This window comes from Serratia sp. A07 (genome assembly GCF_058725505.1).
In genome coordinates, this window is the sequence record NZ_JBZXDO010000014.1 from 70,582 (window position 1) to 92,615 (window position 22,034).

A 22,034-nucleotide genomic window follows, 5' to 3' on the forward strand; every position below is an offset into this window, starting at 1 on the left:
GGCAGGTATCAGGCAAGCCACTCGGGCAGATCGTTCAGGCCCATCGCCTGACGCACCAGCTTTGGCTTGACGCCCGGCAGGCTGTCAGCCAGCCGCAGTCCCACGTCGCGCAGCAGCTTTTTGGCCGGGTGGTTGCCGTCGAACAGTTCGCGGAAACCCTGCATGCTGGCCAGCATCACCGCCGCGCCATGTTTGCGGCGGCGCTCATAGCGGCGCAGATAGAGGTGCTGGCCGATATCCTTGCCCTGCCGCTGCAGGCGGCGCAGTTCGGCAATCAGCTCGGCGGCGTCCATAAAGCCCAGGTTCACGCCCTGTCCGGCCAGCGGATGCACGGTATGCGCCGCATCGCCCACCAGCGCCAGGCGGTGCGCGGCGAAGCTGCGCGCATAGCGGCCGGTCAGCGGGAACGCCAACCGCTCGCTTTCCAGGCTGCAGGCGCCCAAGCGCATATCGAAGGCCATCGCCAGTTCGCGGTTGAACTGCTCCGGCTCAAGCTGTTTAAGCCGCTCGGCGTCTTCCGGCGTCACCGACCAGACGATGGAACTCAAATGCGGATCGCTGAACGGCAGGAACGCCAGAATGCCGTCGCCGTGGAAAATTTGCCGCGCCGTCGCCTGATGCGGCTCTTCGGTGCGAATGGTGGCAACCAGCGCATGGTGGCGGTAATCCCAGAAGGTGAGCGGGATGTCGGCGTGCTGGCGCAGCCACGACTGGGCGCCGTCGGCGCCGATCACCAGACGGGCGGTCAGCATGCGCCCGTCCTCCAGCGTAACGAAGGCATCGTTCTCGCCCCACGCCACCTGCTTGAGCGCGGCCGGGGTAATCAGCGTGATGTCCGACAGGCTTTCGGCGCGTTTCCACAGCGCCTGCTGGATCACCGAGTTTTCGATAATGTGGCCGAGATGGCTGAAGCCGCACTCGTCGCCGCGGAAGGCGATTTTGCCGAAGCTGTCGCGCTCCCACACTTCCATCGCGTTGTAAGCGCTGGCGCGCTGCTGGAGAATGTCGTCCCACACGCCGATGTGCTGCAGCAAACGCTCGCTGGCGGCATTGATGGCGGAGACGCGCAGCGCAGGCTGCTCCGACGGCGGCGCCATGTCCGGCTGGCGTTGTTCCAGCACCGCCACGCGCAGCCCGCTGCCCTGCAGGCCGCAGGCCAACGCCAGCCCCACCATACCGCCACCGGCGATAATCACGTCAAATGATTGCATGCTGCTCGATTTCCTTAAATAACGCGCGGCGCCTTGCCGCGCCGCGTTTTGGGCGCGCCACAGGGCGCCCGATTCTGTGTCTAACGTTCCACCCAGCCCAGCGTGCGCTTGGCGAAGGCGTCGCGCACCGCCGGCAAACGCGCCATCGCCATCAGCCCCAGATTACGGCCGACCACCAGCGGGACATAACGGTTAGCGAACAGGCGGATCAATCCGTCGGTCACGCCGATCGTCGCCTGCCGATCGTTTTGCCGCCGCTGCTGATAGCGGCTCAGCAGCGCATAACCGCCGGCGTCTTCGCCGCTGTCTACTGCTTCCGCCAGCGTTTCCGCCAGCGACATCACGTCGCGCAGGCCGAGGTTGAACCCCTGCCCGGCGATCGGGTGCAGCGTCTGCGCCGCGTTGCCCACCAGCGCCAGACGATGGCTGACATGACGATCGGCGGTCAGCAGGCTGAGCGGATAACTGTGCCGTTTACCGGCCTTGAGGATACGCCCCAGCCGCCAGCCGAAGGCCTGTTGCAGCTCGGCGATAAAACGCTCGTCGTCCCAGGCATCCACCCGGGCGCGATCTTCGCGCGCGTGGCACCACACCAGCGAACTGCGCCCCTGCGACATCGGCAGCAGCGCCAGCGGCCCGTAGCGGGTAAAACGCTCGAAGGCGCGCCCCTGCGGATCTTCCGCCGTGGTGACGTTGGCGATGGTGGCGAACTGCGGATACTCCTCCTGCCGCCACTGCACGTTGCAGGCCTGCGCCAGCGCCGAACGCGAACCGTCGGCCGCCACCAGCAGCTGCCCGCACAGCCGCAGACCGGTATCCAGTTGCACTTCCGCCCGCTCTGCGGTGCGAATCACGTCCACCACCCGCGCGGGGCAATGCAGCGTAACGCCCGGCGCCTTCGCCAGCAGCGCGAACAGCCGCTGCCCGGCGTCGTGCAGTTCGATCACCTGGCCAAGCGCATCGACCTGATAATCCTGCGCCCGCAGATTCACGAAACCGGCATGGCCGCGATCGCTGACGTGCACCTGAGTGATCGGCGTGGCGCAGTCGCGCAGCGCCGGCCAAACACCGATGCGCGCCAGCTGTTGGCAGGTGCCCTGCGCCAATGCGATGGCGCGGGCGTCAAAGCCCGGATGGCTGCGGTCATCCGGCCGAGTCGCCTCGACCAGATCCACGGCCATTCTTCCCTGAGTAAGCGACGAGATAGCCAGCGCCAGCGTCGCGCCCGCCATACCGCCACCAACGATAATTACGCTCATTCCGTTACCTTGCCGCCGCCATCAAAGCCTCGATGGCATCGGCGTCTTTCACCACGGTGGCGGTCAGGTTTTCGTTGCCGTCGGCGGTGATCACGATGTCGTCCTCGATGCGGATGCCGATGCCGCGGTATTCCGCCGGCACGTCCGCATCCGGCGCAATGTACAGCCCCGGTTCCACGGTCAGCACCATGCCCGGCTCCAGCAGCCGATCGCGGCTCGGCGTGCCGTAGTGGCCGACGTCGTGCACGTCGAGGCCCAGCCAGTGGCTCAGCCCGTGCATGAAGAACTGCCGGTGCGCTTGTTCGGCGAGCAGCTGGTCGACTTCACCTTTCAAGACGCCCAGTTCCACCAGCCCGACCACCATGATGCGCACCACTTCGTCGTTGACCTCACGGATGCTGGTGCCGGGTTTGAACAATGCCAAAGCGCGCAGCAGCGACGCCAGCACAATGTCGTACACCGCGCGCTGCGGCTTGCTGAACTTGCCGTTGACCGGGAAGGTGCGGGTAATGTCGCCGGCGTACCCCTGATACTCGCAGCCGGCGTCGATCAGCACCAAATCGCCGTCGCGCATCTGGCTCTCGTTCTCGGTGTAGTGCAAGATGCAGCCGTTTTCGCCGCTGCCGACGATGGTGTTGTAAGACGGGTAGCGGGCGCCGAGGCGGGTAAATTCATGGTGAATTTCCGCTTCCAGCTGGTATTCGAACATGCCAGGACGGCATTTTTCCATCGCGCGGGTATGCGCCAGCGCGCTGATCTCACCGGCGCGGCGCATCACCGCCAGCTCTTCCGGCGATTTGAACAGGCGCATGTCGTGCAGCCACGGCCGCCAGTCGGTCACGGTGGCCGGCGCCTGCAGATTCTGGCGGAACCCCTTGCGCAGTTTGTCCAGCGCACCGAACAGGATCTGATCGGCGTAGGCGTATTCGCCCTGCGCGTGGTAGACCACGTCCAGGCCGTTGAGCAGCAGGTGCAGCTGATCATTGATTTCATCGAACGGCAGCGCGCGATCCACGCCCAGCTTCGCCGGCGCAGCGTCTTGCCCCAGGCGGCGGCCAAACCAGATTTCCGCCGTCAGATCGCGCACCCGGTTGAACAACACGCTGTGGTTGTGCGTTTCGTCGCTTTTGATCAGCACCAGCACCGCCTCCGGCTCATTGAAGCCGGTCAGGTACCAAAAGTCGCTGTTCTGCCGATAGGGATAGTCTGAATCTGCACTGCGCGTCGTTTCCGGCGCAGAGAAAATAACCGCCGCACTGGCCGGCGCCATTTTCGCCAACAGCGCCTGACGGCGGTTGTTGAATTCCTGCTGAGTCATTACCTTCTCCTGAAATCATGCCATCCGCACCGCCGGCGGAGGGGCGATAAGACGCTTAGTGCAACGTCGGTTTGATGTTTTCCGGCGCCGTTGGTTTGTGACGGGTGAATTCGCCGTGGCACATGATGGCGGCAACCCGCACATACTCCGCCACTTCTTCCAGCGACTGTTCCAATTCTTCCTGATCTTCGTCTTCGTCGTAGCCCAACTGCGCGATGTTGCGCAGATCGTCGATCGCTTCCCCGACTTCGTCTTTCACCTGGGCCAGCTTCGGCTGCATCATCCCCAGGCCGAGCAGGAAGTGGTTGACCCAACCGGCCAGCGCGTCGGCGCGATCGAACACGCTGACGATCTCCCCTTCCGGCAGCATCAGTTGGAACAGGAATTCGTCGTCTTCGAGCGTTTCGCGCGTCACTTCATACAGCTGTTGCAGCGGTTGGCTGAGCGCCTGCGGGAAGGCGACGCCTTCGTTGGTCAGATCGTGCACCAGCGCCTGCCAGCCGGCATCACGGCTGCCGCCGCACAACAGGCCGCTGATCAGGCCATGCATTTCTGCCGCGGTCAGCGCCACCGACTGCTGGTTGAGGGCCACGGTCAAAGATTGGTAACTTGGAAATGTATTCTGTATAGACATGCGCATTCGTCATCGTTGGCAGGATAAGTTCGTGTTATGCTACCACCAAGGTCCGTCGCTATACCAGATAAGCGCGACACCTCAGTGGCTAGTTATAATCGCGATGTGGCAGGTTTCACACTGCGCCGTCGGGTGGCGAAAGTGCGGTAAATACGCATTTTGAAACCCTTTTTTGACTGGCAATGTGCGCCACAGTAGATTACAACCAGGTACTGAAAAAGGGGTTGTATCTTGGTACCGAGGTATATATAGTGGCGCCCGCTTTGACGGCCCGGCCAGGGCGGACAAGGCTGGCGCGAAATTTAGGCAGGAAGGTGGCATGTCTGCACAACCGGTAGATATTCAAATTTTTGGCCGCTCGTTAAGAGTCAATTGCCCGCCAGAACAACAAGATGCGTTGAATATGGCGGCGGACGATCTTAACCAACGGTTGCAAGATCTTAAAGTTCGCACTAGAGTCTCCAATACTGAGCAACTGGTTTTCATCGCGGCATTGAACGTCTGTCACGAACTTGCTCAAGAACGGTTGAAAACCCGTGACTATGCGTCCAATATGGAACAACGCATACGGATGCTGCAGCAGACCATTGAACAAGCGCTGCTTGAACAAGGTCGCATCTCTGAACGTCAGGATGCACAATTCGAATAACTTAAGTTGTTGAAATCACAGTTTCGGCAACGAGTACAAAATTTCTCTGAGATGTTCGCCAGCGGGCCAGTCCCCTGAGCCGATATTTAGTACAAACAGAATGTGTTGCTCCGCGATCGGTGAGCACGCTCGGTGCGCCGAGAAGCCTTAAGATTGCGACGGCACGTTCACCTTGAACCATGGGTTCAAGGGTTACAGCCTGCGACGGCATCTCGGAGATTCCCCTTCTCAGCGGTTTATGTGTGCCGAACGCCACACTGAGCAAGCCTGATACGATGCCTTTTCAACCCCAATTCGCGCAGCAGCGCCAAGCCATTCGCCAACTCATTCGCCAACGCCGACGCGAACTTACGCCGGATCAGCAACGCTTTGCCGCAGACAAGATAACCGAGCGCCTTGCCGCACATGCACGCATTCAGGCGGCGCACAGCATCGCGGTCTTCCTGTCGTTTGACGGTGAACTCGATACCGGGCCGCTGATCGAGCAGCTGTGGACGCTCGGCAAACGGGTTTACCTGCCGGTGCTGCACCCGTTCAGCCCGGGCCACCTGCTGTTCCTGCGCTATGCGCCGGAAACGCCACTGGTGCGCAATCGCTTCAATATTCTTGAACCGCGCCTCGATGTGCGCCAGGTGTTGCCGCTGGGCGAGCTGGACGTCGTGCTGACGCCGCTGGTGGCATTCGATCATACCGGGCAGCGTCTGGGTATGGGTGGCGGCTTTTACGATCGCACCCTGCAAAACTGGCAGAGCGACGGCCCCTATCCCATCGGGCTGGCCCATGATTGCCAGCAGGTGGAGCACCTGCCGACCGAGCACTGGGATATCCCGCTGCCGGAAATCCTCACCCCGCTCTGCAGCTGGGCGTGGCACGAACCTAAATAGCAAAAGGCCGGATCGCTCCGGCCTTTTTCGTTGCGGCATACCGCCTAATCAGAACAGCAGACGAGCGCGAATGGTGCCGTCGATGGCCTTCATGCGCTGCAGCGCGGCGTCGGCGCGCGCGGTTTCCGCTTCGATGTCGATCACCACGTAGCCGATTTCCGGGCCGGTTTGCAGATACTGCGCGGCGATGTTAACCCCTTCTTCAGCGAAGATCTGGTTAATCTGCGTCAGCACGCCCGGGCGGTTTTCGTGGATGTGCAGCAGGCGGCTGGCATTCGGGCCATGCGCCGGCAGCGACACTTCCGGGAAGTTAACGGCGGACAGGGTCGACCCGTTGTCGGAGTATTTCGCCAGCTTGCCGGCCACTTCGTCGCCGATGTTCTCCTGCGCTTCCTGAGTGGAACCACCGATGTGCGGCGTCAACAGCACGTTGTCGAACTCACACAGCGGCGAGTTGAACGGATCGCTGTTGGTTGCCGGCTCTTCCGGGAAGACGTCGATCGCCGCGCCCGCCAGGTGATTGCTGGCCAGCGCATCGCACAGCGCGGGAATATCTACCACGGTGCCGCGCGAGGCGTTGATCAGAATGGCGCCTGGTTTCATCAGCGCCAGCTCTTCCGCTCCCATCATGTTCTTGGTGGCCAGCGTTTCCGGCACGTGCAGCGTCACCACGTCGCTCATATTGAGCAGGTCGGACAGATGGCGCACCTGCTGCGCATTACCTAACGGCAGCTTGTTCTCGATATCGTAGAAGAACACCTTCATGCCCAGCCCTTCGGCCAGAATGCCAAGCTGGGTGCCGATATGGCCGTAGCCGATGATGCCCAGCTTTTTACCGCGCGCCTCATAGGAGCCCACGGCCAGTTTGTGCCACACGCCGCGGTGCGCCTTGGCGTTGGCGGCCGGAATGCCGCGCAGCATCAACAGCAGCTCGCCCAGCACCATTTCGGCCACGGATCGGGTATTGGAGAAGGGAGCGTTGAAGACCGGAATACCGCGCTTGGTCGCCGCTTTCAGATCAACCTGGTTGGTGCCGATGCAGAAGCAGCCCACCGCCACCAGTTTTTCTGCGGCGGCAAACACCTCTTCGGTCAGATGCGTACGCGATCGGATGCCGACGAAGTGTGCATCGCGGATGGATGCCTTCAGCGATTCGGTGTCTAACGCACCCTTGTGGTATTCGATGTTGGTATAACCGGCGGCACGTAAATTATCGACCGTGCTCTGATGAACCCCTTCCACCAACAGGAATTTAATCCTGTCTTTCTCCAATGATACTTTTGCCATTTACCCGACCCTATGTTCAGACTTCAGAAGCGGCTGTGACGACACAGCTCCCATCCAACATAACAAAAATAACGCGGGCGGCAATACAAACGATTGCCTGCCCGGCAGGACAAGGCGCAGCGTTGATGACGGTTTACGGCAGAAAATGCCATAGGGAAAGTTTTCGGCAGAAGCTTTGGGGAGTCAGGTTTCACAATGTGACATAAGTCACCAAATTTGCCGTTTTTCAGAAAAGATATTTTAACCGAAGAATTATGCGGCCCGGCGCTACCGGGCCACAGACGGCGGAGGCTTATTTGACCACTTTCACGCCTTCCGGGGTGCCGACCAGCGCCACGTCCGCGCCGCGGTTGGCGAACAGCCCCACGGTCACCACGCCGGCGATGCCGTTGATCTTGTTCTCCAGCGCGATGGCGTCGGTGATGCTCAGGTTATGCACATCGAGGATCACGTTGCCGTTGTCGGTCACCACGTTCTGACGATACTCCGGCAGGCCACCGAGTTTCACCAGCTCACGCGCCACGTAAGAGCGGGCCATCGGGATCACTTCCACCGGCAGCGGGAACTTGCCCAGCACGTCCACCTGCTTGCTGGCGTCGACGATGCAGATAAATTTCTTGGCGATGGCGGCGATGATCTTCTCGCGCGTCAGCGCAGCGCCGCCGCCCTTGATCATCTGCATATGGCCGTTGATTTCGTCCGCGCCGTCCACGTAGATATCGAGCGAGTCCACTTCGTTGCTGTCGAACACGTGGATGCCGAGGCTTTTCAGCTTGGCGGTGGAGGCATCGGAGCTGGACACCGCGCCTTCGATCTGGTGCTTGATGGAGCCCAGCGCGTCAATAAAGTGGGCGGCGGTAGAGCCGGTGCCGACCCCGACGATGGTGCCCGGCGTCACGTATTCCAGCGCCGCCCAGCCCACCGCTTTTTTCAGTTCATCCTGCGTCATAATATGTCCCTTGCCTCTGTACGAAAACGTGTGCGTATTATAGGGTAAAACGCTGTTTTTCACGCCGGCAGGATCACACTTATTTACCGCAGCCCGCATTTTTACCCGCTTGGCGGCGAGGTGGGGGCGTGATTTTCCACCTGCGCCGTGCGCAAAATGTGGCATAGTGCCGGTATCATTCTAATTTAAGGGATATCTTTCCGATGAAACGCCCAGACTATCGTACGCTGCAAGCGCTGGACGCGGTGATCCGTGAGCGCGGCTTCGAGCGCGCCGCTCAAAAACTCTGTATCACGCAATCGGCGGTATCCCAACGCATCAAACAGCTGGAAAACCTGTTCGGCCAACCGCTGCTGGTTCGTACCGTGCCGCCGCGCCCGACCGAACAAGGGCAAAAGCTGCTGGCGCTGCTGCATCAGGTGGAGTTGCTGGAAGAAGAGTGGCTGGGCAACGACACCGGCGTCGACACGCCGCTGCTGCTGTCGCTGGCGGTCAACGCCGACAGTCTGGCAACCTGGCTGCTGCCGGCGCTGAAGCCGGTGCTGGCGGACTCCCCCATTCGCCTGAATCTGCAGGTGGAAGATGAAACCCGCACCCAGGAGCGGCTGCGCCGCGGTGAGGTGGTGGGCGCAGTGAGTATTCAGCCGCAGCCGCTGCCGAGCTGCCTGGTGGATCGGCTGGGGGCGCTGGATTACCTGTTCGTCGCCTCCAGCGGCTTCGCCGAGCGCTACTTCCCGAACGGCGTCACCCGCTCCGCGCTGCTGAAAGCGCCGGCGGTGGCCTTCGATCATCTCGACGACATGCACCAGGCGTTCCTGCAGCAGAACTTCGATCTGTCGCCGGGCAGCGTGCCCTGCCACATCGTGAACTCGTCGGAAGCCTTCGTGCAGCTGGCACGCCAGGGCACCACCTGCTGTATGATCCCTCACCTGCAGATCGAAAAGGAGCTGGCATCCGGTGAACTGATCGATCTGACGCCGGGGCTGTACCAGCGCCGAATGCTGTACTGGCACCGCTTCGCGCCGGAAAGCCGCATGATGCGCAAAGTGACCGACGCGCTGCTGGAACACGGCCACCAGGTGCTGCGTCAGGATTAAAACGAAAAAAGGTTCGCCGCAGCGAACCTTTTCTTCAATACGAACACCTTACTGCGCGGCGTTGCGCTGCAGCTCAAACACCACATCCACCTGATCGTCGAAGTGAATGCTTTGCTGCTCATAGGTTTGCGCCGCGTCGCTTTCCGCCGCCGCACCGGCCGCCTTATACATCCGCGCCACCGGCATCGGCTGGTAGTTGGCGACCCGGTAGCGAATGCTGTACACCGGCCCCAGCTTGGCGTGGAAGCCTTTGGCCAGGGATTCGGCCTGCTGAGTCGCGTTCTCGATCGCTTTTTGCCGCGCCTGCTCACGATACACGTCCGGCTTGGCGACGCCCAGCTCCACTGCGCGGATCTCGTTCAGGCCGGATTTCAGCGCGCCGTCCAGCAGCTCGTTCAACTTGTCCAACTGACGCAGGGTCACCTGCACCTGGCGCACCGCCCGGTAGCCCTTCAGCACCGACTCGCCGGTTTTCAGGTAGTCATATTCCGGCTGGGTGCGCAGGTTGGCGGCGCTGATGTCTTTCTTCTCGATGTTATTTTTCTGCAGGAAATCAAAGTACTGCGCCACACGCTCGTCCACCTGCTTCTTCGCCTGGGCGGCGTCTTTGGAGGAAACGCTCACTTCGATCGCCAGGGTGGCGATATCCGGCGTGGCGTCCACGCTGGCGGTGCCGGAGGTGACGACGTGCGGCCCTTCAGGCACTTCAGCCGCCTGCAGCGCCATCGGTAACGTCCCTAATCCGACCATTGCGGCCATAGCCAATGCTTTTAGCTTCACAGTGTCTCCTTAATGACAGGCTGTCTCTGATCGCCGGCTTTTCCCTGTGAGAACCGCCGGATTCCTGGCATCAAACGTAGCATATCGCGCGGCGTTTTGAATTCGGATTAGTGACAAATTCTTATAAATTTGCCCCCTGCCAGGCCAGCTGCAGCGCGATGCCCCACATCACCAGCCCAACCAGCGCGTTGATGATGCGCTGCGCCCGCTGCGTGTTCAACCACGGCGCCAGCCAGGAGGCCAGCAGCGCCAGCCCGAAGAACCACACCGCCGACGCGCTGACCGCCCCGAGCGCGAACCAGGAGCGCACGTCCGCCGTCAGCTGCCCGCCCAAACTGCCGAGCACCACAAAGGTATCCAGATAAACGTGCGGGTTCAGCCAGGTGACCGCCAGCATGGTGACCACGATGCGCCAGCGGCTCTGCGCCAGCTCCTGCGCCGCGGCCTGCGCCGGTTGCGGGCTGAAGGCGGAACGGAACGCGCCCCACCCGTACCACAGCAGAAACGCCACCCCGCCCCAGGTGACCAGCGCCAACAGCAGCGGCGAGCGGGTCAGCAAGGCGCTGCCGCCGAAAATACCGGCGCAGATCAGCACGATATCGCTCAATGCGCACAGCGAAGCAATCATCAAATGATACTGGCGGCGAATGCCCTGATTCATCACGAATACGTTCTGCGGGCCCAGCGGCAGGATCATGGCGGCGCTCAGGGCAAAGCCCTGCAGGAAGACGGCTAACATGGGGATTCCTCGAATGATAAAAGGCGCCGGACGAGGGCGCGTGTCGGTCAACACGCGCATCATACGAGGAAGCGATCATTAGGTGAAATTGATGTTTCTAATCCAGTATCAGAGACGCTAATACTCAAATCGGCGTGACGAAACCCAGCTCCTGCGAGATGCGTTGCGCGGTGGCCAGCACCGGTTTAATCAGGCTTTTGACGCCGATTTGCTGCAGCTTGGCGGTCGGCAGAGAAACCGACACCGCATAAGGCACGCGCTGTTGAATATCGAACACCGGCGCCGCCACGCAGGAGACCCCCAGCTCGTTTTCCTCGCGATCCATCGCCATGCCGCGCTGGCGAATATCGGCCAACTCCTCATGCATCTTCGGCAGCTCGGTAATGGTATTGCGCGTCAGCGTCTGAATCTCTTGCTGGTGAGTCTGCCAGTAGTGGGCCGGGTAATCGTCGTTGCCGTAGGCCATGAAGATTTTCCCCATCGCCGAACAGTACAGCGGCATATGCTGGCCGATATAGGCGCGGGTGCGCATCATGCCGGTGGTCGGCTCCAGCTTGTAGATCAGGATAACGTGGTCGTCTTCGCGGCTGGAGAAGTTGACCGTCTCCCCCACTTCCAGGTTCAGCTGTTCCAAATGCGGCGCGGCCACGTGAATGATATTGAGTGACGACAGCGCCTTCTGGCCGATGGAAATGAACTTGGTGGTCAGGCGGTAGCTGCCTGGCGACGGCGCCTGGGTCACATAGCCGCTGGTGTGCAACCCCTGCAGCAAGCGGTGCACCGTGCTCTTGTTCATACCGGCCAGCTCGGACAGATGCGCCAGCGGACATCCGTTGGGGAAATTGCTCAGGATCTCAATCAACTGCAAACCGCGGAACAGGCTTTGGCTGCCCAGCGGTTTGTCTTTCTTGTCATCTTTCTCGTCGACGGCTTTCAGGCTCATAGCGAAAATCTCTCCAGTGTCGAACCGCCAACCGGCGCTGCGGCGAAGTCAGCAGGCTCTTTGCCGGGCATGTTACCCCAAGGCCTGCATCAGGTGAAGACGGAACGCCGTTTCATTGTCCGCAGCGGGCCAAAAATCCGCAATATTTCCCCCTCATTGAAGTGAGCCATCGGTCACACTTCCGCAAAGTAAAAAATAACTCATTGTTTAATATAAAAAATTAAAACCTCATCGCCTTTGATTTAGCGCAACGAACGTCATATTATTTTTGAAATTGTATTTCGCATGTTGAAATTTAAAGGCCAGATACTCACCAGCGGTTTAGCTGATTTGCCCGGCATCTTCGCACGGGCGCAACACCAGGGGCGCATCACATGACTATCGATAATGCGGCACAACCCATCCTTACCCTCAGCCACATCGTCAAACGATTTGGCGGCAACGTGGCGGTCAACGACGTCAGCCTGCAGGTGATGCCGGGCGAGGTTCTGGCGCTGCTGGGCGAAAACGGCGCCGGCAAATCGACGCTGATCAAAGTGCTGGCGGGCGTCTACCCGCGCGACGGCGGCGATATTCGTTTTCAGGGCGCAAGCATCGCCTCCGCCGCCGCGATAAAAAGCGCCAGCCGCCAGCCGATCGCCTTTATTCATCAGGATCTCGGCCTGATTGAATGGATGACGGTGGCGGAGAACATGGCGCTGGTGATGGGGTTTCCCCGCCGCTTTGGGTTGATCGACTGGCGCGCCATTCGCCGCCGGGCGGCGCAGGCGCTGCACGACGTCGGCATCGCGCTCGATCCCGATGCGCGCGTCTTCGAACTGTCGCGCACCGAAAAATCGCTGCTGGCGATCGCCCGCGCGGTGGCGGTCAACGCCGAGCTGCTGGTGCTGGATGAACCGACCGCCTCCCTGCCCGCCAACGACGTGCGCCATCTGTTCGCCGTGATCAACCGGCTGCGCGCCAAAAAGGTCGGCATGATTTACGTCACCCACCGCCTGGACGAAGTGATCGAAATCGCCGATCGGGTCTGCGTAATGCGCGACGGGCGCTATGTCGCCGGCGGCCGCACCGCCGACTACTCGCTGCGCGATCTGGTGCAAACCATCGTCGGCGAAGCGATGGCGGACGATCAGCGCGAACCGCTGCCGGAACATCGTCCGCCGGTGCTGCAGCTCGATAGCGTCACGGTGGGCGACATCGGCCCGGTGAGCTTCGATTTGCAGCCGGGCGAGATGCTGGCGCTGGCCGGCCTGCGCGGGGCCGGGCAAGAAGAGATTGGCCGGCTGCTGTTCGGGTTGCGCCAGGCCGACGGCGGCGCGATTCGGTTTCGCGATCGGCCCTATCAGGCGAGCTCCCCACGGCAGGCGATGGCCTGCGGCGTTTCGCTGGTCGCGGGCGATCGCACCGGCGAAAGCCTGGTGATGTCGATGAGCGTGCGTGAAAACCTGTTTATCAACCTCTGCGCCAGCGGCCACCGGCTGCTCTCGCGCTATGGGCGGCGAGCGGAGATCGGCGCCAGTTGGTGGAAAGTGCAGCTGTTCGACGTGCGCCCCAAGGACGTCAATATCGATATCAGCGCGCTGTCCGGCGGCAACCAGCAAAAGGTGGTGATGGCGCGCTGGATGCATCTGGGGGCGCCGCTGCTGATCCTGGAAGATCCCACCGCCGGCGTGGACGTCGGCGCGCGAGCGGAAATCTACCACCTGCTGAATAAATCCCTGGCGGAAGGCGTGGCGGTGCTGGTTATCTCCAACGATTTCGAGGAGATCGCCCATATTTGCAACCGCGCACTGGTATTCAACCGCGGGAAAGTGGTCGGCGAGCTGAAAAATCAGCAGGTGTCATTCGCCAATTTATTGGAGCTGGCCTCTGCCAGCACCGGGGAAAGCGTCGCAATCACGTCAGAATCCGAGGTAGGCCATGTCTAAAACATCCGTTAAATCAACCGCGCTGGAGCAGCGCGTCAGTCTGGCGCAGGACGGCGCCGGTCCGTGGCTGATGCAGGTCCTCACCCGCTATGGCCTGCTGCTGCTGTGCATCGCGCTGGTCGTGCTGTTCTCACTGCTCACCCCCTCCTTCGCATCGATGCTGACGCTGCAGGCTATCTTGTCGAGCAAGGCCAAAATCGCCCTGTTGGCGCTGGCGGCGACCATCCCGATGATCGTGGGCAAGATCGATCTTAACGTCGGTTTCGGCATTGTGCTGTGGCACATTCTGGCGATCACGCTGCAGGTGGAATACGGCTTCTCCTGGCAGATGGCGGTGCTGACGGTGCTGGCGATCTCGGCGCTGTACGGATTGCTGAACGGCATTCTGGTGGCGCTGGCCGATATCGACAGCTTCGTCGCCACTCTCGGCTCCGGCACCGTACTGTACGCCATTGCCCTGTGGCACTCCGGCGGGCGGCAGATCGTCGGCGACTTGCCGGATGCCTTCATCGCGCTGCACCACACCGAGATCGCCGGCATTCCGATCGTGGCGTTTTACGTGCTGATCGTCGCGGTGGTGCTGTGGCTCATCACCGAACACACCCCGCTCGGCCGCTGCATGTATGCGGTGGGCGGCAACCCGGCGGCGGCGCGCCTGAACGGCATCTCGGTCAACCGCTTCACCATCGGCGCCTTCATCGCCTCCAGCGTGCTCACCGGTTTCAGCGGCGTGTTGATCGCCGCCGAACAGGGCGTCGGCCAGGCCAGCGTCGGCATGGACTATCTGCTGCCGGCGCTGGTCGGCGCCTTCCTCGGCAGCACCACCATTCGCCCAGGGCGCGTCAACGTCTGGGGCACCGTGGTCGGCATCGCCATTCTGGCTATCGGTATCGCCGGCATTCAGCAGTTCGGCGGCGAATTCTGGGTCGAGCCGCTGTTCAACGGCGCGACGCTGCTGCTGTCGATCACCCTGGCCGGCTATGCCCAACGCCGTCGGCTGCTCAATCAGAAAGCGGTACAACGCAGCCAGGCGACGCCGGCTGACAACAACAATCAGACAGCGACCCACACTTAAACCAGGAGCACACCATGAAACGCATTTGGCTGTTACCGGGGTTCACCACATTCTTGCTCGCCGCATCGCCGGCCTGGGCCGACGCCTATCTCGATCAGGCCACCGCCGCCGTCGCGAAGGCCACCGCCAGCGCCACCCAGTGGGACGGCCCCACCAGCGGCCCGCAGCTGCAGGCCAACAAGAAGATCATTTTTATCGCCTCCGACATGAAGAACGGCGGCGTACAAGGGGTGCAACAGGGGTTGAGCGAAGCGGCGAAAGCCGCCGGCTGGAAGCTGGAAACGCTCGACGGCGGCGGCTCGGTGAAAGATCAGCTGGCATCGCTCAATCAGGCCATCGCCCAAAAACCGGACGGCATCGTGATCGGCGGCTGGAACCCTAACGTCGCCAAGATCCCGCTGAAAAAGGCCGTGCAGCAGGGCATCGTGCTGACCGCCTGGCACGCGGTGCCGGAACCGGGCCCCATCGCCAAATACAACGTGTTCTATAACGTCACGTCGGACTCCAACGAAGTGGCGCGCATCGCCGCGCAATACGCGGTGGTGCAGTCCGGCGGCAAGGCGAGCGTGCTGATCTTCACCGACTCGCTGTATCAAATCGCGCTGGACAAGGCCAACGTCATGAAAGACGAGATCGCCAAATGCAGCGGCTGCACGCTGCTGGAATTCATCGATACGCCGCTGGCCGATACCGCCAACCGCATGCCGGCAATGACCTTCAGTCTGCTGCAGAAGTACGGCGACAAATTCCAATATGCGCTGGCGATCAACGATCTGTACTTCGACTTTATGGCGCCGGCGCTGAAGACCGCCGGCAAAGGCGGCAAGAACGCACCTTACAACGTATCGGCCGGCGACGGTTCGATCTCCGCTTACCAGCGTATCCGCTCGGGCGACAGCCAGTCGGCGACGGTGCCGGAACCCTTGAAGCTGCACGGTTGGCAACTGCTGGACGAATTCAACCGCGCCTTCGCCAAGCAGCCGCCTTCCGGCTACGTGACCCCGGCGCATCTGGTGACCCGCGACAATATCGCCGCCGACGGCGGCGCCAATAACCTGTATGACCCGCAAAACGACTATCAGGGCCATTACAAAGCGATCTGGGGCGTGAAGTGAACGGCGATTCATTGCGCACGCACGCCCGGCTCGAGCGCCTGTGTTCGCCGGCGATCTGGGCAGAGGGGCCGGTCTGGCTGCCGCAGGAGGATGCGGTGGTGTTCAGCGACGTGAAAGGCAATCGCATGTTCCGCTGGTCGCGCCGGGGTGAGCTGACCCTATACCGCTCGCCGTCGCACTACGCCAACGGCAATGCGCGCGACGGCGAAGGGCGCGTGGTCAGCTGCGAACACGGGCGGCGCGGCATCAGCCGCACCGAAAGCGATGGCGAGGTGCGCCTGTTGACCGATCGCGTCGACGGCAAGCGCTTTAACTCGCCGAACGACGTGGCGGTGCGTTCCGACGGCACCCTGTGGTTCACCGATCCGCCCTACGGCATCATCGGCGACGAAGAGGGTTACAAATCGGAAAGCCAGGTGATCGGCTGTTATCTCTACAGCTTCGATCCGCGCGATGGTTCGCTGACCATCGCCGCCTGCGACCTGCAGCGCCCGAACGGCCTGGCGTTTTCACCGGATGAAAAATGGCTGTACGTTGCGGACATGTCGATCGTGGATTTTCCGACGCTGGGCCGCCGAGAGCTGCGCGTCTATGCGGTCAACGGCCGCGGGCTGGAAGCCGGCCGCCGTTTCGCGACGGTGGAGCCCGGTTTCCCGGACGGCTTCTGCGTCGATCGGGCCGGCAATCTGTTTTGCAGCTGTGCCGACGGCGTGCTGGTCTTTGATCCACAGGGGCGACAGATCGACAAAATCAGCGTGCCGGAACGCGTCTCCAATTGTACCTTCGGCGGCCCGAACGGCGATGAACTCTATATCACCGCCACCACCTCACTCTACCGCATGGTGCTGAACACCCGCGGTTAGCCGGGGTCTCGCAAGACGCAGGGTGGGTTTCGATCCGCCCTGCTTTGTCACGTCTGAAGCACGCCATCTCCACCAAAATGTGGCGACGATCACAAAATCACCACTCAATTTTAACGTCATGTTTTTCATGAATAATTTTACTTCCCCTTGCTTTGACTTCCCTGAATCGCCGGGATAGCATTTATTTGAAATGCAATTTCGCATATTGAAATTTAGCGAACCAAAAACAGGCGATTCGCACAGGTGGAGAACCGGCATGAGAGTGAGTTACAGCGAGTTAAAACACCAATTCAAACGCGTGCTGCTGGCGCGCGGCGTGGCGGAGCACACCGCCGATGACTGCGCCGGCATGTTCGCCGACACCACCGCCAGCGGCGTTTATTCCCACGGCGTTAACCGCTTTCCGCGCTTTATTCAGCAACTGGACGCCGGTGATATCGTGCCGGACGCCGAACCCAGCAAACTGTTGTCTCTGGGGGCGATCGAGCAATGGGATGCGCACCAGGGCATCGGCAACCTTACCGCCCGCCGCATGATGGATCGCGCCATGCAGTTAGCCGACGATCATGGCATCGGCCTGGTGGCGCTGCGCAACGCCAACCACTGGATGCGCGGCGGCGGCTACGGCTGGCAGGCGGCGGAGAAAGGCTATATCGGCATTTGCTGGACCAACTCGATCGCCGTGATGCCGCCGTGGGGCGCCAAAACGTGCCGTATCGGCACCAACCCGCTGATCGTCGCCGTGCCCGGCAACCCGATCACCATGGTGGACATGTCGATGTCGATGTTTTCCTACGGCGCGCTGGAGCTGAACCGGCTGGCGGGCAAAACCCTGCCGGTGGACGGCGGCTTCGACAACGACGGCCACCTGACCCGCGATCCGGCCACCATCGAAGAGAATCGGCGCATTTTGCCAATGGGGTATTGGAAAGGATCGGCGCTGTCGATCGTGCTGGACATGATCGCCACCCTGCTGTCCGGCGGCGCCTCGGTGGCGGAAGTGACGGAAGATCACCGCGACGAATACGGCGTCTCGCAGGTGTTCATCGCGATTGAGATAGACCGGTTGATCGACGGCGACAGCCGCGATCAAAAACTGCAGCGCATCATGGATTACGTCACCAGCGCCGAACGGGACAACCCCGACGTCGCCATTCGCCTGCCGGGCCACAAGTTCCCGCGCATTCTGGAAGAAAACCTGCGCGACGGTATTCCGGTCGACGAACGGGTTTGGGCGCGCATTCAGGCGCTGTAACGGGAGGATCATCATGATATTCGGCCACATCGCCAACACCGCGCCCGAGCAGTACCCAGCGCCGGTCGCCAACGCCGTCGCCTATCTGCAGCGCACCGATTTCAGCGTCTTGCCCGCAGGGCGCTATGAAGATCCCGCCACCGGCTACGTGGTGCAAGTGCTGGATCTGCATACCCAACCGCCGGATGCGCTGCGCCCGGAAGTACACCGGCAAAACGTCGACGTGCAGTTTCTGGTCAGCGGTACCGAGCTTATCGGCGTAGCGGCGGACAACGGCGACAACGTCATTCATCAGGAACTGCTGGCGCAGCGCGACATCCTGTTTTATCAGAACGTCACCGACGAATCCTGGCTCACGATGCGGCCCGGCAACTTCGCGGTATTTTTTCCGCAGGACGTGCATCGCCCGGCCTGCATTAACCAACGCCCCTGCGCGATACGCAAGGTGGTGGTGAAGATACCGCTGGCGTCGTTTAGCGCCTGATAGACGCAACACCCGTAACGATAACAACACCGGTCCATGAGGCCTGTGCGGGCGCCCTTGCGCCCAAATCAAGCAAAACAATAACGCCCGACCCTACAAAAAGCGAACATCGAAAGAGGTCCTTATGAATACAGCCTCCGTTTCCGTCAGCCAAAGCCAGGCGATACCCAAGCTCCGCTGGCTGAGGATCGTGCCGCCGATCCTCATTACCTGCATCATTTCTTACATGGACCGGGTCAACATCGCCTTCGCCATGCCCGGCGGCATGGATGACGAACTCGGCATCACCGCCTCGATGGCCGGGCTGGCTGGCGGCATCTTCTTCATCGGTTACCTGTTTCTGCAGGTGCCCGGCGGCAAGCTGGCGGTATACGGCAACGGTAAGAAATTCATCGGCTGGTCACTGTTGGCCTGGGCGGTGATCTCGGTACTGACCGGCCTGGTCACCAACCAGTACCAGCTGCTGTTCCTGCGCTTCGCCCTCGGCGTTTCCGAAGGCGGCATGCTGCCGGTGGTGCTGACCATGATCAGCAACTGGTTCCCGGATAAGGAGCGCGGCCGCGCCAACGCCATCGTCATCATGTTCGTACCGATCGCCGGCATTCTCACCGCCCCGCTGTCGGGTTGGATCATCACCGCCTGGGACTGGCGCATGCTGTTCCTGGTGGAGGGCGCTCTGTCGCTGGTAGTCATGGCGCTGTGGTATTTCACCATCAGCAACCGGCCCCAAGAGGCCAAATGGATCTCGCAGGCGGAAAAAGAGTATCTGGTGAAGACCCTGCACGACGAACAGCTGCTGATCAAAGGAAAAACGGTGCGCAACGCCTCGCTGCGCCGGGTGCTGGGCGACCGGATCATGTGGCAGCTGATCCTGGTGAATTTCTTCTACCAGACCGGTATCTACGGCTACACCCTGTGGCTGCCGACCATTTTGAAAGGGCTGACCCACGGCGATATGGAGCAAGTGGGCCTGCTGGCTATCTTGCCCTATATCGGCGCCATCTTCGGCATGCTGATCATCTCCACCCTCTCCGATCGCACCGGCAAGCGCAAAGTCTTCGTCGCCCTGCCGCTGGCCTGCTTTGCCGCCTGCATGGCGCTGTCGGTGCTGCTGAAGGATCACGTCTGGTGGTCTTACGCTGCACTGGTCGGCTGCGGCGTGTTTATTCAGGCGGCGGCCGGGGTGTTCTGGACCATCCCGCCCAAATTGTTCAACGCCGAAGTGGCCGGCGGCGCGCGCGGCGTGATCAATGCGCTGGGCAACCTCGGCGGCTTTTGCGGCCCGTATATGGTCGGCGTCCTGATCAGCCTGTTCAGCAAGGATGTCGGCGTCTACAGCCTGGCGGCCTCGTTGGCGATCGCCTCCGTGCTGGCGTTGATGCTGCCCAATAAATGCGACCACAGCGCGAGGAGCGAATGATGGAATATTGGCTGGGGCTCGACTGCGGCGGTACCTTCATCAAGGCGGGTTTATACGACCGCAGGGGCCATGAACACGGCGTTGCGCGGCGCAATCTGGCGATCGTCGCGCCGCAGCCCGGCTGGGCCGAGCGCGATATGGCGTCGCTGTGGCGCACCGCCGCCGACGTGATCCGTGAAGTGCTGTCCGCCAGCGGCGTCGCCGCCGGCGCCATCCAGGCCATCGGCATCTCGGCGCAGGGTAAGGGGGCGTTTCTGCTGGATAAGCAGGGGCAGCCGCTGGGCAACGCCATGCTCTCTTCCGATCAGCGCGCGCTGGCGCTGGTGCAGGAATGGCAACGGCAGGGCGTGCCGCAGGCGCTGTATCCGCAAACGCGCCAAACGCTGTGGACCGGGCACCCGGTCTCGCTGCTGCGCTGGCTGAAGCGGCATCAGCCGGAACGTTACGCCGGCATCGGCAGCGTGCTGATGGCGCACGACTACCTGCGCTATTGCCTGACCGGCGAGCTGGCCTGCGAAGAAACCAATATCTCCGAATCCAACCTGTATCAGATGCGCAGCGGACGCTATGACCCGGCGCTGGCGCAGCTGCTGGGTATCGGCGACATCATGCCCGCCCTGCCGACGATTGTCGGTTCGGCCGAGATCGCCGGGCGCGTCGCGGCAAACGCCGCGGCCATCACCGGCCTGCAAACCGGCACCCCGGTGGTCGGCGGGTTGTTCGACGTGGTGTCCACCGCGCTGTGCGCCGGCCTGCAGGACGAAACCCGACTCAATGCGGTGATGGGAACCTGGTCGGTCACCAGCGGCATCACCGACGCCATCGTCGAGGGTTTCGATCATCCCTTTGTCTATGGCCGCCACGCCGAAAGCGGCCAATACATCGTGCACGAAGCCAGCCCCACGTCCGCCGCCAACCTGGAATGGTTCTGTCACCAATGGGGGCTGCAGGACTACGACCAGCTTAACCGGTGGGTCGCCGCCCTGCCGAAAGCCGCCGGCGATCTGCTGTTCGCCCCTTTCCTGTATGGCTCCAACGCCGGCCTGGGGCTGAGCGCCAGCTTCTACGGCCTGCAGGCCTTCCACCAGCGCGAGCACCTGGTGCAGGCGATCTACGAAGGCGTGGTGTTCTGCCACATGACGCACCTTAACCGCATGCGCCGGCGTTTCCCTGAGGCGCAGGCGCTGCGCGTGACCGGCGGCCCCGCCAAATCCCTCCCCTGGATGCAAATGTTCGCCGACGTCAGCGGCCTGCCGGTTGAGCTGCCGCAGGTGGAAGAAACCGGCTGTCTGGGCGCGGCGATGGCGGCCATGGTCGGCAGCGGCGTCTTCAACGATTTCACCGCCGCCCAGCACCGGCTGGCGCCGCGTATCGAGCGGCTGCTGCCTGATGCGGCCGCTGCCGAAGCTTACGACAACAAACACCAACGTTATCAGGCGCTGATTGCTGCATTGCAACATCTGCAGTCCGCCAACAAGGAGGCCCCATGAGCACGAAACCGCGCCTGCAGCTGGCGCTCGATCAAACCCGTTTGGATACGGCGCTGCGCACCGCCGAGACCCTCAGCCCCCATGTGGACATCATCGAGGCCGGTACCATTTTGTGCATCAGCGCCGGCATTCAGGCGGTTAGCGCGCTGCGCGAGCGCTGCCCGCAGCACACGCTGGTGGCCGACCTCAAGGTGGCCGACGCCGGTGCGACGCTGGCCGAGCAGGCCTTCGGCCAGGGCGCGAACTGGATGACGGTGATCTGCGCCGCGCCGTTGGCCACCATGGCCAGCGCGCGGGAGGTCGCCGAGCGTCACGGCGGTGAAATCCAGATCGAACTGTTCGGCCGCTGGACATTGGAGGATGCGCGGCAATGGCGCGGCCTCGGCATCCGCCAGGCGATCTATCACCGCGGCCGCGACGCGCAGGCCAGCGGGCAAACCTGGGGCCGGCAGGATTTGGATCGGATGAAGGCGCTGTCCGATCTGGGCATCGAGCTGTCGGTGACCGGCGGCATCACGCCCGCCGACCTGCCGCTGTTTAAAGAGATCGCCGTCACCGCCTTTATCGCCGGCCGCGCGCTGGCCGAGGCCGGCGATCCGCCGGCGGCCGCCAGGCAGTTCCGCACCGCCATCGATGACATCTGGAGATCATGAT

21 protein-coding genes and 1 other RNA gene are annotated in these 22,034 nt (G+C 61.9%); 13 read left to right on the forward strand and 9 right to left on the reverse strand.

Annotated features, from left to right (window positions below):
- Positions 1–8: 8 nt before the first annotated feature.
- The 4 genes from ubiI to AC4PR2_RS15475 form a co-directional block, all read right to left on the reverse strand.
- Positions 9–1,211 (reverse strand): FAD-dependent 2-octaprenylphenol hydroxylase, encoded by a 1,203-nt coding sequence (gene ubiI, locus AC4PR2_RS15460; protein WP_049273437.1) that lies wholly within the window; start codon positions 1,209–1,211, stop codon positions 9–11.
- 80 nt (positions 1,212–1,291) lie between these two features.
- Positions 1,292–2,470 carry a 2-octaprenyl-6-methoxyphenyl hydroxylase gene (ubiH, locus tag AC4PR2_RS15465; protein WP_337046856.1) on the reverse strand — a complete coding sequence of 393 codons (1,179 nt, stop codon included), beginning with the start codon at positions 2,468–2,470 and terminating at the stop codon, positions 1,292–1,294.
- Positions 2,471–2,474: 4 nt separating this feature from the next.
- Entirely contained in the window at positions 2,475–3,788 is a 1,314-nt protein-coding gene (gene pepP / locus AC4PR2_RS15470; protein WP_049199264.1) for a Xaa-Pro aminopeptidase, read from the reverse strand.
- A gap of 55 nt (positions 3,789–3,843) precedes the next feature.
- Positions 3,844–4,422 carry a YecA/YgfB family protein gene (locus AC4PR2_RS15475; RefSeq protein ID WP_038871164.1) on the reverse strand — a complete coding sequence of 193 codons (579 nt, stop codon included), beginning with the start codon at positions 4,420–4,422 and terminating at the stop codon, positions 3,844–3,846.
- Positions 4,423–4,741: 319 nt separating this feature from the next.
- Between AC4PR2_RS15475 and zapA the strand changes: the two genes are divergently transcribed.
- From zapA to AC4PR2_RS15490, 3 genes are all read left to right on the forward strand, one after another.
- Complete coding sequence (zapA, locus tag AC4PR2_RS15480; RefSeq protein WP_004931621.1) at positions 4,742–5,071, forward strand: cell division protein ZapA; 330 nt, start codon at positions 4,742–4,744, stop codon at positions 5,069–5,071.
- Positions 5,072–5,111: 40 nt separating this feature from the next.
- Positions 5,112–5,294: non-coding RNA, 6S RNA (gene ssrS / locus AC4PR2_RS15485), on the forward strand.
- Between the two features lie 52 nt (positions 5,295–5,346).
- Entirely contained in the window at positions 5,347–5,955 is a 609-nt protein-coding gene (locus AC4PR2_RS15490; RefSeq protein WP_060441302.1) for a 5-formyltetrahydrofolate cyclo-ligase, read from the forward strand.
- Positions 5,956–6,003: 48 nt separating this feature from the next.
- Here AC4PR2_RS15490 and serA read toward each other — a convergent pair whose 3' ends face one another.
- Entirely contained in the window at positions 6,004–7,242 is a 1,239-nt protein-coding gene (gene serA, locus AC4PR2_RS15495; RefSeq protein WP_025304156.1) for a phosphoglycerate dehydrogenase, read from the reverse strand.
- A gap of 292 nt (positions 7,243–7,534) precedes the next feature.
- On the reverse strand, positions 7,535–8,191 hold the full coding sequence (gene rpiA, locus AC4PR2_RS15500; RefSeq protein ID WP_025304157.1) for a ribose-5-phosphate isomerase RpiA: 657 nt from the start codon (positions 8,189–8,191) through the stop codon (positions 7,535–7,537).
- 203 nt (positions 8,192–8,394) lie between these two features.
- On the opposite strand from rpiA, the gene AC4PR2_RS15505 reads away from it, so the two are divergent.
- Complete coding sequence (locus AC4PR2_RS15505; RefSeq protein WP_004931613.1) at positions 8,395–9,288, forward strand: LysR family transcriptional regulator ArgP; 894 nt, start codon at positions 8,395–8,397, stop codon at positions 9,286–9,288.
- A gap of 48 nt (positions 9,289–9,336) precedes the next feature.
- Here the strand turns inward: AC4PR2_RS15505 and AC4PR2_RS15510 are convergent, their stop codons facing one another.
- The 3 genes from AC4PR2_RS15510 to AC4PR2_RS15520 all read right to left on the reverse strand — a co-directional run bounded on the left by AC4PR2_RS15510 (position 9,337) and on the right by AC4PR2_RS15520 (position 11,750).
- Positions 9,337–10,068, reverse strand: coding sequence for an oxidative stress defense protein (locus tag AC4PR2_RS15510; RefSeq protein ID WP_025160209.1), 732 nt, complete (start codon positions 10,066–10,068; stop codon positions 9,337–9,339).
- Positions 10,069–10,189: 121 nt separating this feature from the next.
- Positions 10,190–10,807, reverse strand: a complete 618-nt coding sequence (gene argO, locus AC4PR2_RS15515) for an arginine exporter ArgO (protein WP_004931603.1) — start codon at positions 10,805–10,807, stop codon at positions 10,190–10,192.
- 124 nt (positions 10,808–10,931) lie between these two features.
- Entirely contained in the window at positions 10,932–11,750 is an 819-nt protein-coding gene (locus AC4PR2_RS15520) for an IclR family transcriptional regulator (protein WP_049199270.1), read from the reverse strand.
- Positions 11,751–12,124: 374 nt separating this feature from the next.
- Here AC4PR2_RS15520 and AC4PR2_RS15525 point away from each other — a divergent pair, with 374 nt between their 5' ends.
- The 9 genes from AC4PR2_RS15525 to ulaD all read left to right on the forward strand — a co-directional run bounded on the left by AC4PR2_RS15525 (position 12,125) and on the right by ulaD (position 22,033).
- Entirely contained in the window at positions 12,125–13,678 is a 1,554-nt protein-coding gene (locus tag AC4PR2_RS15525) for an ATP-binding cassette domain-containing protein (protein ID WP_197803848.1), read from the forward strand.
- Complete coding sequence (locus tag AC4PR2_RS15530) at positions 13,671–14,753, forward strand: ABC transporter permease (protein ID WP_337046852.1); 1,083 nt, start codon at positions 13,671–13,673, stop codon at positions 14,751–14,753. The genes AC4PR2_RS15525 and AC4PR2_RS15530 overlap by 8 nt, the downstream gene beginning before the upstream one ends.
- Positions 14,754–14,767: 14 nt before the next feature.
- Positions 14,768–15,868 (forward strand): ABC transporter substrate-binding protein, encoded by a 1,101-nt coding sequence (locus AC4PR2_RS15535; RefSeq protein WP_060422797.1) that lies wholly within the window; start codon positions 14,768–14,770, stop codon positions 15,866–15,868.
- A complete protein-coding gene (locus AC4PR2_RS15540; protein WP_244952581.1) occupies positions 15,865–16,731 on the forward strand; it encodes an SMP-30/gluconolactonase/LRE family protein in 867 nt (288 codons plus the stop codon). Before AC4PR2_RS15535 ends, AC4PR2_RS15540 begins: the two co-directional genes overlap by 4 nt.
- 256 nt (positions 16,732–16,987) lie before the next feature.
- Positions 16,988–17,986 carry a 3-dehydro-L-gulonate 2-dehydrogenase gene (yiaK, locus tag AC4PR2_RS15545; protein WP_064290724.1) on the forward strand — a complete coding sequence of 333 codons (999 nt, stop codon included), beginning with the start codon at positions 16,988–16,990 and terminating at the stop codon, positions 17,984–17,986.
- A gap of 13 nt (positions 17,987–17,999) precedes the next feature.
- Positions 18,000–18,470 carry a NanQ anomerase/TabA/YiaL family protein gene (locus AC4PR2_RS15550; protein WP_100396851.1) on the forward strand — a complete coding sequence of 157 codons (471 nt, stop codon included), beginning with the start codon at positions 18,000–18,002 and terminating at the stop codon, positions 18,468–18,470.
- A 124-nt stretch (positions 18,471–18,594) separates the two neighbouring features.
- The gene (locus AC4PR2_RS15555; protein ID WP_060422782.1) at positions 18,595–19,890 is read left to right on the forward strand and encodes an MFS transporter; all 1,296 of its coding nucleotides are present in this window, start codon (positions 18,595–18,597) and stop codon (positions 19,888–19,890) included.
- Positions 19,890–21,380, forward strand: coding sequence for an FGGY-family carbohydrate kinase (locus tag AC4PR2_RS15560; RefSeq protein ID WP_337046875.1), 1,491 nt, complete (start codon positions 19,890–19,892; stop codon positions 21,378–21,380). The genes AC4PR2_RS15555 and AC4PR2_RS15560 overlap by 1 nt, the downstream gene beginning before the upstream one ends.
- A complete protein-coding gene (ulaD, locus tag AC4PR2_RS15565) occupies positions 21,377–22,033 on the forward strand; it encodes a 3-keto-L-gulonate-6-phosphate decarboxylase UlaD (RefSeq protein ID WP_060422776.1) in 657 nt (218 codons plus the stop codon). The genes AC4PR2_RS15560 and ulaD overlap by 4 nt, the downstream gene beginning before the upstream one ends.
- The last annotated feature ends 1 nt before the right edge of the window (position 22,034 follow it).

Bases quoted from the DNA above. Each gene is read 5' to 3' on its own strand.
- ubiI (WP_049273437.1), bottom strand. From the start codon at position 1,211: ATGCAATCATTTGACGTGATTATCGCCGGTGGCGGTATGGTGGGGCTG.
- ubiH (WP_337046856.1), bottom strand. From the start codon at position 2,470: ATGAGCGTAATTATCGTTGGTGGCGGTATGGCGGGCGCGACGCTGGCG.
- pepP (WP_049199264.1), bottom strand. From the start codon at position 3,788: ATGACTCAGCAGGAATTCAACAACCGCCGTCAGGCGCTGTTGGCGAAA.
- AC4PR2_RS15475 (WP_038871164.1), bottom strand. From the start codon at position 4,422: ATGTCTATACAGAATACATTTCCAAGTTACCAATCTTTGACCGTGGCC.
- zapA (WP_004931621.1), top strand. From the start codon at position 4,742: ATGTCTGCACAACCGGTAGATATTCAAATTTTTGGCCGCTCGTTAAGA.
- AC4PR2_RS15490 (WP_060441302.1), top strand. From the start codon at position 5,347: ATGCCTTTTCAACCCCAATTCGCGCAGCAGCGCCAAGCCATTCGCCAA.
- serA (WP_025304156.1), bottom strand. From the start codon at position 7,242: ATGGCAAAAGTATCATTGGAGAAAGACAGGATTAAATTCCTGTTGGTG.
- rpiA (WP_025304157.1), bottom strand. From the start codon at position 8,191: ATGACGCAGGATGAACTGAAAAAAGCGGTGGGCTGGGCGGCGCTGGAA.
- AC4PR2_RS15505 (WP_004931613.1), top strand. From the start codon at position 8,395: ATGAAACGCCCAGACTATCGTACGCTGCAAGCGCTGGACGCGGTGATC.
- argO (WP_004931603.1), bottom strand. From the start codon at position 10,807: ATGTTAGCCGTCTTCCTGCAGGGCTTTGCCCTGAGCGCCGCCATGATC.
- AC4PR2_RS15520 (WP_049199270.1), bottom strand. From the start codon at position 11,750: ATGAGCCTGAAAGCCGTCGACGAGAAAGATGACAAGAAAGACAAACCG.
- AC4PR2_RS15525 (WP_197803848.1), top strand. From the start codon at position 12,125: ATGACTATCGATAATGCGGCACAACCCATCCTTACCCTCAGCCACATC.
- AC4PR2_RS15530 (WP_337046852.1), top strand. From the start codon at position 13,671: ATGTCTAAAACATCCGTTAAATCAACCGCGCTGGAGCAGCGCGTCAGT.
- AC4PR2_RS15535 (WP_060422797.1), top strand. From the start codon at position 14,768: ATGAAACGCATTTGGCTGTTACCGGGGTTCACCACATTCTTGCTCGCC.
- yiaK (WP_064290724.1), top strand. From the start codon at position 16,988: ATGAGAGTGAGTTACAGCGAGTTAAAACACCAATTCAAACGCGTGCTG.
- AC4PR2_RS15550 (WP_100396851.1), top strand. From the start codon at position 18,000: ATGATATTCGGCCACATCGCCAACACCGCGCCCGAGCAGTACCCAGCG.
- AC4PR2_RS15555 (WP_060422782.1), top strand. From the start codon at position 18,595: ATGAATACAGCCTCCGTTTCCGTCAGCCAAAGCCAGGCGATACCCAAG.
- AC4PR2_RS15560 (WP_337046875.1), top strand. From the start codon at position 19,890: ATGGAATATTGGCTGGGGCTCGACTGCGGCGGTACCTTCATCAAGGCG.
- ulaD (WP_060422776.1), top strand. From the start codon at position 21,377: ATGAGCACGAAACCGCGCCTGCAGCTGGCGCTCGATCAAACCCGTTTG.